The sequence below is a fragment of the Hydrogenophaga flava NBRC 102514 genome (assembly GCF_001571145.1).
In the GTDB taxonomy this organism is placed as follows: domain Bacteria; phylum Pseudomonadota; class Gammaproteobacteria; order Burkholderiales; family Burkholderiaceae_C; genus Hydrogenophaga; species Hydrogenophaga flava.
On sequence record NZ_BCTF01000017.1, the window covers coordinates 84,593 to 97,644 of the forward strand.

Consider the following 13,052-nt stretch of genomic DNA (forward strand, 5'->3'; position numbering starts at 1 on the left):
CTGTCCGCCCTGTCCGATAGTGACAGCCGGTTGCCTGGGCATTGATGACATTGCCCGGCACCATTGATGATCAGTCGCCTGTGCCGTGGCGATGACGCCACTGCTCCAGGAACTTGGCCAGCCGGTTGATGGCCTCGCGCAAATCGTCTTCGTGCGGCAGGAACACGATGCGGAAATGCTGGTTGTCCGGGTAGTTGAAGCCCGACCCCTGCACCAGCATCACGCGGGTCGCCCGCAGCACTTCCATGAAAAACTGCCGGTCGTCCTCGATCGGATAGACCTTGGGATCGAGCCGGGGAAACATGTACAGCGCCGCCTGCGGCTTGACGCATGTCACGCCCGGGATCGCGGTGATCAGTTCGTAGGCCAGATCGCGCTGGCGACGCAGGCGCCCGCCTTCCCTAACCAGGTCGTTGATGCTCTGGTAACCGCCCAGCGCGGTCTGGATCGCCCACTGCCCCGGCACGTTGGAACCGAGCTTGAGGTTGGCCAGCATGTTCAGGCCTTCGATGAAGTCCTTGGCGATCTCCTTCGGACCCGACAGCACCATCCAGCCGGCACGGTAACCGCAGGAGCGGTAAGCCTTGGACAGCGAGTTGAACGTCAGGGTCAGCACATCGCTGGACAGGCTCGCCATCGCGGTGTGCTTCACACCTTCGTACAGCACCTTGTCGTACACCTCGTCAGCCAACAACACCAGGCCGAACTCGCGGGCCAGCGCCACGATGCCCTTGAGTAGCTCGTCGCTGTAGAGCACGCCGGTCGGATTGTTGGGATTGATGACCACGATGCCCTTGGTGCGCGGCGTGATCTTGGCGCGCATGTCGGCCAGGTCAGGCTGCCAGCCGTTGTTTTCGTCGCAACGGTAGTGCACCGGTGTGCCTCCGGAGAGGCTGGTTGCTGCCGTCCACAGGGGGTAGTCGGGAGACGGAACGAGCAACTCGTCGCCGTTGTCCAGCAGCGCATTGGCCGCCATCACGATCAGTTCGCTCGCGCCATTGCCCAGGTAAATGTCTTCCAGCGTCACACCCTGCACACCTTGCTGCTGGGTGTAGTGCATCACCGCCTTGCGCGCGGCGAAGATACCCTTGCTGTCCGAATAACCCGCCGAGTTCGGCAGATTCCGGATCATGTCCTGCTGGATTTCCTCGGGAGCGTCAAAACCGAACGGAGCCAGATTGCCGATGTTCAGCTTGATGATCTTCTGGCCCTCGTCCTCCATCTGCTTGGCCGCGTCGACGATCGGGCCCCGAACGTCGTAGAGCACATTGGCCAGCTTGGCGGATTTCTGGATCGGTTTCAAAGTCCCTCCGGACAGATGAGGCAAGGTATGGGCGGTTGCAGGCAGGCGCGCGCTAAGATCGCGGCCCCTTCGGGGAAAACCCATAATTTGACCACAGTTCTCCTGCGCGCCTCCGCCCCTACACACGCCACCGACCCGATGAAACTTCATGCAGACAAGCCTGACCACCTGTCCGTCACCGCCCATGGCGACGGATGGATCGCGGTCAATGGCGAGCGGCACAGCTCCAGCGTGGTGCTGCTGGCTTCGGGAACCGTTCGTCCTTGGGGAGTGGCACGCCTTGATGAACTCACTGCCGCGCATTTTTCGGAACTCATTGGGGGCAATGGACCTCCTCCTGAGTTGGTGCTGTTCGGGTCCGGTACCAAGCTGCGTTTTGTGGCCCCTGCCCTGCTGCGGCCGCTCATCGAACAACGCATTGGCGTGGAAACCATGGACACCCCAGCTGCCTGCCGAACCTTCAACATCCTCGCAGGCGAAGGCCGGCGCGTGGTGGCGGCCCTGCTGATCGAAGCCTGACGCCCGGACCCGCGTTCGGGGTAAAATAGCCGATTGTTTTCCCGCAGCTGCCAGAGAGCGGCTGTCGCCCAGGGAGGGCGACGGGAAGACCAACGCATCTCCACCAACCTACGTCAGGGGTCCACGCAGCATGGCAGTCGTTGTCAACAAACCCATTCCCGAATTTGAAGCCATGGCCACCGGCGGCATCAAGGTCAGCAACCAGTCGCATGTGGGCCAGACGGTGGTTCTGTATTTTTACCCCAAGGACAACACGCCTGGCTGCACCACCGAAGCCATGCAGTTCCGCGACAAGTACAAGGATTTCGTCAAGGCGGGTGCGCAGGTTTTTGGCGTTTCCCGCGACAACATGAAGTCGCACGACGACTTCAAAGCCAAACTGGAACTGCCGTTCGAGCTGATCGCCGATACGGAAGAAAAGATGTGTCACATGTTCGGCGTGGTCAAGAACAAGATCATGTACGGCAAGAAGGTGAAGGGCATTGAGCGCAGCACCTTCCTGATCGGAGCCGATGGCGTGCTCAAACAGGAATGGCGGGGCCTGAAGGTTCCGGGCCACGTGGAAGAAGTTCTGAAGGCCGTCAAGACGCTCAAGAAGGCCGCCTGAACTCGATTCGGGAGCGTCATTTCAGTCGTGCATAATGGGTTCATGACCCAGGTCAGACCGATTGAACACACGTCTCTCCGATTGCCTTGCCTCATGCAAAGCCGCCCGGTTTTCCTGGCGGCTTTTTCGTTTTCCGGTCCGCGCTGAACCTTCGCCCACATGCCACTGCCCCCCGCTCCATCCAAACGTGCCGCCCTGCTTGCTCCCGAGGCCTACAGCCTGAAAGCCAGCGACGACAGCTTTGACGAATTCCCGGCGTCCGCCCCTGCGCCATCCCTGCATAAGGAGCCCCGTCACACATCACCCTCTGTCCCTCCCAGTGGGAACAAGAAAAAGGCGAAAACGGCCAGCAGTACCAGTCCTCGCGCTACATCGGCCTCTGAAAAGGCCGAGACGTCTGCGCCGATTGCGCCAGTGACGCGCACGGAAAAGCTACCCGAGACGGCCCCCGCCAATCCGGTCGAACCGTTGCGTCGCAAATTGCCCAAGGCAACAGCGACCAATGGTCCTGCCCGGCTGTTTGTGCTGGACACCAACGTGCTGCTGCACGACCCGATGAGCCTGTTCCGCTTCGAAGAACACGACATCTACCTGCCGATGATCGTGCTCGAAGAACTCGACGGTCACAAGAAGGGAATGACCGAAGTCGCGCGCAATGGCCGTCAGACCAGCCGCACGCTGGACGCGCTCGCTGCCCAGACGGGCGGTGACATGACCAAAGGCCTGAAGCTGTCTGCCACCGGCAACACATCCGCACGTGGCTTGCTCTTCTTCCAGACAGAACCTCTGGACACCCAACTGCCGACCAGCCTGCCCCAAGGCAAGGCGGACAACCAGATTCTGGGTGTGGTGCAAGCTCTGCGTGACAAGTACCCGCAGCGGGAAGTCATTCTGGTGTCCAAAGACATCAACATGCGGGTCAAGGCCCGTGCTCTGGGTCTCGCCGCAGATGACTACCAGAACGACAAGACACTGGACGACGGCGAACTGCTGTACTCGGGGGCCCTGGCACTGCCGCAGGACTTCTGGACCCGCCAGAGCAAGACCATCGAAAGCTGGCAGAGTGGCAGCCACACCTTCTACCGCGTCAGCGGACCGGCGGTTACGCAGTTCCACATCAACCAGTTCGTCTACTTTGAAGCGCCGGGCGAGCCCTCGCTCTACGCGCGAGTGACCGAGATCCGCGACAAGACAGCCGTTCTCAAGACCCTCAAGGACTACACCCACCTCAAGAACGCGATCTGGGGCGTCACCAGCCGAAACCGCGAGCAGAACTTCGCACTCAACCTGCTGATGGACCCGGAGATCGACTTCGTCACCCTGGCCGGCACCGCCGGGACCGGCAAAACGCTGATGGCCTTGGCTAGCGGACTGACCCAAGTGCTGGACGACCGCCGCTACACCGAAATCATCATGACCCGCGCCACCGTCAGCGTGGGCGAGGACATCGGTTTTCTGCCCGGCACCGAGGAAGAGAAGATGGGCCCCTGGATGGGAGCCCTGGACGACAACCTCGAGTTTCTCGCCAAGGGCGATGCCGGAGGCGCAGGGGAATGGGGCCGAGCCGCCACCAACGAACTGATCCGCAGCCGCATCAAGGTCAAGAGCATGAACTTCATGCGCGGCCGCACCTTCATGAACAAGTACGTCATCATCGACGAAGCGCAGAACCTGACGCCCAAGCAGATGAAGACCCTGATCACCCGCGCCGGTCCGGGCACCAAAATCATCTGCATGGGCAATCTGGCCCAGATCGATACTCCCTACCTCACTGAAGGCTCCTCCGGGCTGACCTATGCGGTTGACCGCTTCAAGGGTTGGCCGCACGGGGGGCACATCACCCTGGCGCGCGGCGAGCGCTCGCGACTCGCCGACTTTGCCTCTGAGATCTTGTAAGGCCGGTGCGCACGACAAAAAGCCCGACTCTGTCGGGCTTTTTTACGAATGTGCGGGCATTCGCTATCAGTAGTCGTCCCCACCCATACCGCCACCAGCCAGTGTCTCGAAGCGGGTCAGCATGTTTAGGAAGGCCAGCTTGCAAGTCCCGGTAGGACCATTGCGCTGCTTGCCAATGATGATCTCGGCCACACCCGGCTCCTTGCAGGTTTCGCGGTTGTAGTACTCGTCGCGGTAGATGAACATGATGATGTCCGCGTCCTGCTCGATGGCACCGGATTCACGCAGGTCGGACATCATGGGACGTTTGTCAGTCCTCTGCTCCACCGAGCGGTTGAGCTGCGACAACGCAATCACCGGACACTGCAACTCCTTGGCCAGCATCTTCAGACCCCGCGAAATCTCGCCCAGCTCGGTCGCCCGGTTGTCACCGCCCGAGGTGCTGGAGCCGCTCATCAGCTGCAGATAGTCGACCACGATCAGTCCCAGCTTGCCGCATTGGCGCGCCAGGCGCCTAGCGTTGGCACGCAGCTCGCTGGGCGTGAGGCCCGGGGTTTCGTCGATGTGCAACGACACGTTGCGCAGCTTCTCGATCGCCTCGGTCAGGCGTGGCCACTCGTCGTCGGTCAGCTTGCCCGTGCGCAGGTGCCCCTGGTTGATGCGGCCAATGGAGCCGACGATACGCACCGCCAGCTGGGAGGCCCCCATTTCCATGGAGAACACCGCCACCGGCAGCCCTTCATTGAGCGCTACATGCTCTGCGATGTTGATGGCGAACGCAGTCTTGCCCATGGACGGTCGGGCAGCCAGCACCACCAGATCGCCGGCCTGCAGACCCGAGGTCATGCGGTCCAAGTCAATGAAGCCTGTGGGCACCCCAGTGATGTCGTTGGGGTTGTCTGCCATCTCCTGCACACGGTCCAGCAGATCCACCACCAGGGTGTCCATGCCCTGGAAGCCCTCCTTCATCCGCGAGCCTTCCTCGCCAATCTTGAAAATCTTCTGCTCCGCCTCGTCCAGGATCTTGGCGACTGGCCGCCCCTGCGGGTTGAACGCGTTGGTGGCGATCTCATCGCTGGCTGCGACCAGCTTGCGCAGGATGGCGCGCTCGCGGACGATCTCGGCGTAGCGACGAATGTTGGCCGCGCTGGGCACGTACTGCGCCAGCGAGTTGAGGTACGCCAGGCCCCCCGCCTCGTCTGCCTTGCCCAGGTTCTGCAGGTGCTCGTACACCGTCACTACGTCGGCGGGCTTGCTGGCGTTGACCAGTGCCGCTATGGCCGAAAACGTCAGACGATGCTCGTAGCGGTAGAAGTCCGAGTCGTTGATCAGGTCGGCCACGCGGTCCCAGGCGCCGTTGTCCAGCAAGAGCCCTCCCAGCACGCTGGATTCGGCCTCAATCGAGTGCGGGGGTACCCGCAACTGGGCCAGTTGCTGGTCTGGGGAGAAACCCACCTCGTCCAGTCCAGCGTCGAAAGAAGAAAACGGGGTGGAAAAGACGTCTGCCATGGTGTTCCTGTGAATCCTGAAATGGTACGCCCGACCCAGCGGACTGTCATGGGACAAGTCTGTGGACAAAGCGTGCAAAGTCTGGGGATGGCGCGGGAAAACCCTGCGCAAGAAAAAAGGCCGCTGACCCGGAGGCAGCGGCCTTTGCGGGACGGCAGCAGCCGTCCGGAAGATCAGGCGGTTTCGCCCAGCACCGTGACGGCCAAGTCGACCGTGACATCGGTGTGCAGGTTGACGCTGACGGTGTACTCGCCAACGGTCTTGAGCGGGCCATTGGGCATGCGCACCTGGGACTTTGCCACAGCGAAGCCCTGCTTGTTCAGCTCTTCGGACACATCGTGGTTGGTGACGGAACCAAACAGACGACCGTCCACACCGGCCTTCTGGCTCAGCTTCAGGTTCACGCCGGCGATCTTCTCACCCAGGGCTTGGGCTTCGGCGAGCTTGGCCGCAGCGGCCTTTTCCAGATCGGCGCGGCGGGCTTCGAACTCGGCCACGGCGGCTTGAGTGGCACGGCGTGCACGGCCGGCGGGGATCAGGAAGTTGCGGGCATAGCCGTCCTTGACCTTGACCACATCGCCCAGGGCGCCGAGGTTGACAACTTTGTCGAGCAGAATGATTTGCATGTGAATCTCCCTATCAGACGCGATGCTGGTCGCTGTACGGCAGCATGGCCAGGAAGCGGGCGCGCTTGATGGCGGTGGTCACCTGGCGCTGGTAGATGGCGCGGGTGCCGGTCAGGCGGGCAGGAATGATCTTGCCGTTTTCGGAGATGAAGTCGCGCAGGACGTCCACGTCCTTGTAGTCGACCTCTTCCACACCAGCGACGGTGAAGCGGCAGAAGCGCTTGCGCTTGAACAGCAGCGATTGGGTGTTGCGCTTGGGGCGCTTGTCTTTGTTGAAACGTTTCGGTGCAGCCATGATGGGCCTTTCCTATGTCTTGCTGAAATCTTGGATATGGAACACAACGCCTTTGCCGTTGCGCGAGTTGGCCACGAAGCCCTGAAACCTGCCCGTCATCTCCAGGCTTTGCCTTGAGAGTGTCTCGGCCAACGCACCGAATGCGACAGCCTTGAGTTGCAGCTTCACGCTTCGCGGGACATCCAGTTCGACCACCGTGGACTCATGCTCCAGCACGAGGTTGACGGCAGGTATGCCAGCTGGTGTGTAGCGCAGGCTTTGGACCTGCACCACCGCGGCCGACAGTTCAAACCGGTTGATGCCCGTTGGCGACGTCACGCTCCGGAATCAGGCCTCGGCGCGCTGCTCGCGACCTTCGCGCTGCTCGGGCGCAGCCAGCTTGCGGGCTTCCTCGCGCTCGACCGCCTTCATCATGCTCGAAGGACCGGTTTCGGCCTTCTTCTTCTGCACGGTCAGGTGGCGCAGCACGGCGTCGTTGAACTTGAACGCGTGTTCCAGTTCGCTCATCACAGCCTGATCGGCTTCGATGTTGACGCACAGGTAGTGGGCCTTGGACAGCTTGTTGATCTGATAGGCCAGCTGACGGCGACCCCAGTCTTCAACGCGATGGATCTTGCCACCACCGGTGGTGATCATGCCCTTGTAGCGCTCCAGCATGGCCGGAACTTGTTCGCTTTGATCCGGGTGGATCAGCAAAACGATTTCGTAATGACGCATGGACTCTCCTTGTGGATGAAAAACAGCCGCCTCCGGCGTCAACACGGGGTGCGGCAAGGCGAAGCCCATGATTCTAACAAAAAAGGCGGGCCGCAAGTGCGACCCGCCCTGGGGACCAGCCTGCCAGCCATGCCGGCGGGCTGGTGATGACGATCAGCCGAGCTTCAGGTTCGGATAGCGGACATGCTCCACCAGCTCCTGGATCTTTCGACTCGGTGCCGGCGTGATCAGGCTGACCACAATGATCACCAGAAAACCAATCGGCACACCGAAGACACCGGCCGAGATCGGCTGGATGCCATACCAGAGCTCAATCGGCGAGGTCACACCGAAGATGCCGCGCAGCCAGGGCTGGGTAGTCACCATGTAGTAGAAGGTAATACCCAGACCTGCGACCATGCCCAGGGAGGCGGCGATACCGGTGGCGCGTTTCCAGAAGATGCCGAGCACCAGGGCCGGGAAGAACGCCGCTGCGGCGAAAGAGAACGCCGCCGACACCAGGAACAGGATGTCCGCCGGTTTCTGCGCCGCGACATAGGCCGCTGCCAGTGCGACGATCAGCAGCAGCATCTTCGAGATGGTCACCCGGCGCGCCGTGGAGGCGTTCGGGTCGATCATCTTGTAGTACAGGTCGTGCGACAGCGCGTTGGCGATCGTCAGCAGCAGGCCGTCGGCAGTCGACAGTGCCGCGGCCAGACCACCCGCCGCCACCAGACCCGAGATCACGTACGGAAGGCCACCGATTTCGGCCGTAGCCAGCACGATGATGTCGCCGCCGATGCTCATCTCGTTGAGCTGCAGGATGTTGTCCTTGTTGATGTCGGTGACCGACAGCAGCGACGCATCCACTTTGCTCCACGCGGCCACCCACTGGGGCAACTGGTCAAACGGCGTACCGATCAGTACGTGGAACACCTCATACTTGACCAGCACCGCCAGCGCAGGCGCCGTGAAATACAGCAGGAAGATGAAGAACAGCGACCAGGTCACCGACTGTCGAGCCTCCTTCACGCTGGGCACTGTGTAGTACCGCATGAGGATGTGGGGCAAGGCGGCCGTGCCGATCATCAGGCAGAAGATCAGGGCTAGGAAGTTGCGCCGAGACTCGTTGTAGGTCTTCTGGGCTTTCTCGTCGCCGTTCGGATCGCCCGAGAACTGTGCTGCATGGGCGGGCATGCCGTTGAGCGGCTTGGCCTTGTTTTCAGCAGCCGTCTTCGCTGCAGTCCAAGCCTTCTTGGCGGCCGCCTCGTCCTTGGGCACCGCTGCCAGCGCCTTCTCGGCAGCGGCAATGTCCGCAGCGGGTGCGTTGGCGGCGCGCAACTCGGCCAGCTTGGCCTCGGCAGCGGCTTTGTCTGCGGCCAGCGCGTTGGCGGGGTCCTTGAGCTTGGCGTCGAGATCAGCGGCGCGCTTCTTGTAGATCTCGCGCACCTCCAGTTCCTTGGCGTCGTTGGTCAGCAGCTTTTCCTTGGCCGTGACCTTCTCCAGCTGGAAGCCGTAGATCGCCTGAGGCACGGGCACGCTGGTCTGCTTCACCGACAGCCACACCACCGGGATCATGTAGGCCACGATCAGGATGATGTATTGGGCCACCTGGGTCCAGGTCACCGCGCGCATGCCGCCCAGGAACGAGCAGACCAGAATGCCGCCCAGTCCCAGGAAAATGCCCAGCTCGAAGGCCACACCGGTCAGGCGCGACGTGATCAGGCCCACGCCATAGATCTGCGCCACCACGTAGGTGAACGAGCAGAGGATGGCCGCCACGATGCCGATGAAACGCGGCAGGTTGCCGCCGTAGCGCTCACCCAGAAAGTCGGGAATGGTGAACTGGCCGAACTTGCGCAGGTACGGCGCCAGGAACAGCGCCACCAGGCAGTAGCCGCCCGTCCAGCCCATGATGAAGGCCAAGCCGCTGTAGCCCGTGAGGTAGAGCGTGCCGGCCATGCCGATGAACGACGCCGCCGACATCCAGTCGGCACCGGTCGCCATGCCGTTGTAGACCGCGGGCACCCGGCGCCCTGCCACGTAGTACTCCGCCGCGTCTGTCGTGCGGCTCATGATGCCGATGCCGGCATACAGACCGATGGTCGCGAGCAGGAAGATGAAGCCGATCCACTCGCGGGACAGCCCCATCTGTTCGAGGATGGCCAGCGTGATCACGAAGACAAAGAAGCCTCCCGTGTACCACTTGTAGACCTTGTTGAGCTGCTGCTTGAAGGCCTTGTTGGAGCCTCCCGCAGCGCCTGCAGTTTCAAACATGCCTGCCATGGTTCACTCCTCGGTTTCTTCGACACCGTGCTCGATGTCAAGGCGGTTCATGTACCAGGCGTAGTACCCGATGATCAGGCAGTACACCACCAGCGCACCCTGCGCCCCCATCCAGAAACTGAACGGCCAACCGAAGAAGTTGAAGCTCAGATCGCGGGCAAAGTAGCTCACAACGAAGGTCACCACGAACCAGATTGCTAGCAATACGGCCGTGATGTTCAGGTTTTTCCGCCAGTATCGGCGGTGGTTCTCAGTCAATTCCATGGCATCGACCTCTTTTCAAGAACACCCTTTCGGGCAGATCACGGGCGCCACCCGTCTCCTTACGGTGGCTTGCAACCGACCCGTGCGTGAGCAAACTCGCGTCACAGCACCAGCGCCAGAAGAATGTCCGCCGGCATGCCGCCGGCAGACATTCAGGTCGAGGCAACGCCCAGACCCGTCTCGCGTTCGAGCTGTGCCGCCACTTTCGGCTCGAACTTCTTGAGGTGACGAATGATCTTCGCCGCCTCTTCGGGCTCTTGCCGGTCGACATGAACCCGGGCCAGTTGGTACCAGCCGTAAGGACTCATGGGTTGCAATTCGGTGTTCTTGCGCAGAGCCACCACGGCGTCGTCGAAACGACGCAGGCGGATCAGGCACAGCGCCAGGCCATACCAGGCGCGATCCAGTTGGGGGTCGATGTCGGTGGCCCGACGAAAGGCCTCTTCGGCCTGTTCCAGCCGTCCCACCTCTTCCCGCAGAAATCCCAGGTTGAACCAGGCCGAAGCCTGCCTCGGTTGCAGCTTGACCAGCCGCTCAATCGAGTCAATGGCACCAGACTTGTCCCCCAGCTCGGCCTGCAGGTGGGCCCGGGTCGCCAGGGCATAGGCGTTGTCCGGGTGCAATGCCAGATGGCGCTCGATGCGGGCCAGAGCCTGCGTCTTCTGTCCGGCCAGCAACAGCAGGCGGACCTGCCAGCGCACATACCAGTCTTCGAGGGCATTCTTCATCAGCACAGCTGCACTCCGATCTTCACGCAATGGGAGATCTTGGCCACAGTGGCGCCCACCCAGACCAGCCCCAACAGCAGAAACGCCACCAGAGGGTGGTGGCGTTCCAGCACGAAACGTGGCGTGATGAAGCGGGCCAGCAGCACAAAGGGCCGCCCGATCTGTTCAAGCACCTGATAGAACAGGTTGGTCGACTTGCGCTCCCCCGCAAGCAGCCCGAGCACCCATTGCCCGAACAGCGCCATGAGGGCGATTTCGGCAATCAGTTTGATGGCGAGGATGAGCGTGAGCATGTAAGGATCGTGTAACGGTGGGCCCATTCTGATTTGGTAACTTACCAACTCCTTACAAACTTGTCCGACAAGTACTGCCCCCGGTCAAACACCGAGAGGGTTTACCCTGCCCTGCCTTGGCCCGGATGTAGGATCGGTTCACCCCGTCACACAATCGTTGCGCCATGGACCACGCATCCTCCTCTTCCAGCTTGCTGGCCCGCGCGCTGGAGAACCACCGGGTTCTGGGCATGCTGGCGCCACCGACGAGGGCGTCCCTCGCAAAGGCCCTGGTCACGGTACAGGTGTCGGCCGGCGAACGGCTGACCGGAGGCGAACGGTTCGCAGACCACCTGTACTGGCTGCTCGAAGGCCAGGCGGATCTGATCGATGCAGATGGCGACGGCGTACTGGGTCTGCAGGCCGGTGACCTGTTCGGCCTTGGCCTCGGCGATGCGCTGGGTATCACTGGTGCCAGGGCCACAACAGCCGTGACCTGCGCCCGGCTGGACGCACTCACGGTGCAGACCCTGTGCCGCGAAACACCGGGACTGGCCTATTTCCTCGGCCCCGTCCCCGACACCTCCAGGCTGGCACCCGGCGCCAGGGTTGTTGGAGGCGGGTCGAGCGACCGCGCCCTCAACCTCATGACCACACCGGTGCGCGCCCTGATCAAGCGCGAGCCGGTCACGCTGTCGCCTCAGACCAGCATCCGCGAAGCGGCCCTGGTGATGAGCGACCGGCGCGTGTCTTCGGTGCTGATCGTCGAGCAAGGCCTGCTGTTCGGCCTCATCACCGACCGCGACCTGCGCAACCGCGTGATCGCAGCCGGGCTCGACACCTCGCGCCCCATTGCCGACATCGCCACCCTTGCGCCCATGAGCATCGACGTGCACAGCCCGGCGTTCGACGCCCTGCTGCTGATGGCTCGCCACAACATCCACCATGTGCCGGTGCTCGACGGCCAGCGCATCGTGGGCATGATCACCGCCACCGACCTGACCGAGCAGCACAGCACCTCGGCCGTCTACCTGGCGGGCGACATCTACAAGCAGACCACGCTCGAAGGCCTGCAGGCGGTGGCCGGCAAGGTCCGGCGCCTGCAGCAGAACCTGGCCGCGGCGGAGGCCTCAGCCCACAGCACCGGTCATATCGTCACCGCCATCACCGACGCGATCACCAGCCGGCTGCTGCAGCTGGGCGAAGCACAGCTCGGACCGGCCCCGGTCGACTATGTGTGGGTGGCAGCAGGTTCGCAGGCCCGCAACGAGCAAACCGCCAAGTCCGACCAGGACAACTGCATGGTGCTCGACGATGCCTACGACGAGGCGCGGCACGGGGCCTACTTCAAGGCGCTGTCGACCTTCGTCTGCGACGGGCTTGATGCCTGTGGCTACGTCCACTGCCCGGGCGAGATGATGGCGATGACGGACGAGTGGCGGCAGCCGCGGCGCAAGTGGATGGAGTACTTCGCGCGCTGGACCGGCCAGCCCGATCCGAAGTCGCTGATGCTGACCTGCGTGTTCTTCGACCTGCGGGGCATCCACGGCAACTTGGAGATGCTCGACAAGCTGCGGCGGGACGTCCTGCAGCGCACCCAGGGCAACAGCATCTTTCTGGCCTACATGGTCGGCAACGCGCTCCAGCACCAGCCGCCACTGGGCATGTTCAAGGGGCTCACCACCATCCGCAGCGGTGAGCACAAGGGAACGATCGACCTCAAGCACAGCGGCATCGTGCCCATCGTCGACCTGGCCCGTGTCTATGCGCTCGCGGGCGGCGACAGCGCGGTGAACACGCACGATCGCCTGCTCGGCGCTGCCACGGGAGGCGCCATCAGCGAGCAGAGTGCCCGCGACCTGCGCGATGCCCTGGAGTTCCTGGCCTTTCTGCGCATCCAGCACCAGGCGCGCCAGATCACCGCAGGCCAGAACCCCGACAACTTCCTCAACCCCGACGAGATCTCCAATTTCGAGCGCACCCAGCTCAAGGACGCGTTCGCCGTGGTGGCCTCGCTGCAGGGCGTGCTGGCCCAGCGGTACAGGATGTGA

Annotated in this window: 14 protein-coding genes; 4 read left to right on the top strand and 10 right to left on the bottom strand. The window is 62.5% G+C overall.

Annotated elements, in window-relative coordinates; translation table 11 throughout:
• Window positions 1-70: 70 nt before the first annotated feature.
• A complete protein-coding gene (locus HFL01S_RS15615; RefSeq protein WP_066260317.1) occupies window positions 71-1,303 on the bottom strand; it encodes a pyridoxal phosphate-dependent aminotransferase in 1,233 nt (410 codons plus the stop codon).
• 138 nt (window positions 1,304-1,441) lie between these two features.
• On the opposite strand from HFL01S_RS15615, the gene HFL01S_RS15620 reads away from it, so the two are divergent.
• The 3 genes from HFL01S_RS15620 (at window position 1,442) to HFL01S_RS15630 (ending at window position 4,325) form a co-directional block, all read left to right on the top strand.
• A complete protein-coding gene (locus HFL01S_RS15620) occupies window positions 1,442-1,822 on the top strand; it encodes an Mth938-like domain-containing protein (protein WP_066260321.1) in 381 nt (126 codons plus the stop codon).
• 130 nt (window positions 1,823-1,952) lie between these two features.
• Window positions 1,953-2,429, top strand: a complete 477-nt coding sequence (locus HFL01S_RS15625; protein WP_066154557.1) for a peroxiredoxin — start codon at window positions 1,953-1,955, stop codon at window positions 2,427-2,429.
• Window positions 2,430-2,588: 159 nt separating this feature from the next.
• Window positions 2,589-4,325, top strand: a complete 1,737-nt coding sequence (locus HFL01S_RS15630; RefSeq protein ID WP_066260324.1) for a PhoH family protein — start codon at window positions 2,589-2,591, stop codon at window positions 4,323-4,325.
• Between the two features lie 66 nt (window positions 4,326-4,391).
• On the opposite strand, the gene dnaB is transcribed toward HFL01S_RS15630, so the two are convergent.
• The 9 genes from dnaB to HFL01S_RS15675 form a co-directional block, all read right to left on the bottom strand.
• Window positions 4,392-5,834 carry a replicative DNA helicase gene (gene dnaB, locus HFL01S_RS15635; RefSeq protein WP_066260328.1) on the bottom strand — a complete coding sequence of 481 codons (1,443 nt, stop codon included), beginning with the start codon at window positions 5,832-5,834 and terminating at the stop codon, window positions 4,392-4,394.
• Between the two features lie 173 nt (window positions 5,835-6,007).
• Window positions 6,008-6,460, bottom strand: coding sequence for a 50S ribosomal protein L9 (gene rplI / locus HFL01S_RS15640; RefSeq protein ID WP_066260335.1), 453 nt, complete (start codon window positions 6,458-6,460; stop codon window positions 6,008-6,010).
• 13 nt (window positions 6,461-6,473) lie between these two features.
• Window positions 6,474-6,755: a 30S ribosomal protein S18 gene (gene rpsR, locus HFL01S_RS15645; RefSeq protein WP_066154570.1), complete on the bottom strand. Its 282-nt coding sequence runs from the start codon at window positions 6,753-6,755 to the stop codon at window positions 6,474-6,476.
• A gap of 12 nt (window positions 6,756-6,767) precedes the next feature.
• Entirely contained in the window at window positions 6,768-7,073 is a 306-nt protein-coding gene (gene priB / locus HFL01S_RS15650) for a primosomal replication protein N (RefSeq protein WP_066260337.1), read from the bottom strand.
• 9 nt (window positions 7,074-7,082) lie between these two features.
• Complete coding sequence (gene rpsF, locus HFL01S_RS15655) at window positions 7,083-7,472, bottom strand: 30S ribosomal protein S6 (protein WP_066154575.1); 390 nt, start codon at window positions 7,470-7,472, stop codon at window positions 7,083-7,085.
• A 153-nt stretch (window positions 7,473-7,625) separates the two neighbouring features.
• A complete protein-coding gene (locus HFL01S_RS15660; RefSeq protein WP_066260340.1) occupies window positions 7,626-9,737 on the bottom strand; it encodes a sodium:solute symporter family protein in 2,112 nt (703 codons plus the stop codon).
• Window positions 9,738-9,740: 3 nt separating this feature from the next.
• Entirely contained in the window at window positions 9,741-10,001 is a 261-nt protein-coding gene (locus tag HFL01S_RS15665; RefSeq protein WP_066260344.1) for a DUF4212 domain-containing protein, read from the bottom strand.
• Window positions 10,002-10,153: 152 nt separating this feature from the next.
• A complete protein-coding gene (locus HFL01S_RS15670) occupies window positions 10,154-10,729 on the bottom strand; it encodes a tetratricopeptide repeat protein (RefSeq protein ID WP_066260441.1) in 576 nt (191 codons plus the stop codon).
• Window positions 10,729-11,022 carry a hypothetical protein gene (locus HFL01S_RS15675; RefSeq protein ID WP_066260346.1) on the bottom strand — a complete coding sequence of 98 codons (294 nt, stop codon included), beginning with the start codon at window positions 11,020-11,022 and terminating at the stop codon, window positions 10,729-10,731. The genes HFL01S_RS15670 and HFL01S_RS15675 overlap by 1 nt, the downstream gene beginning before the upstream one ends.
• A 164-nt stretch (window positions 11,023-11,186) precedes the next feature.
• Here HFL01S_RS15675 and HFL01S_RS15680 point away from each other — a divergent pair, with 164 nt between their 5' ends.
• Window positions 11,187-13,052, top strand: a complete 1,866-nt coding sequence (locus HFL01S_RS15680) for a putative nucleotidyltransferase substrate binding domain-containing protein (protein ID WP_218008637.1) — start codon at window positions 11,187-11,189, stop codon at window positions 13,050-13,052.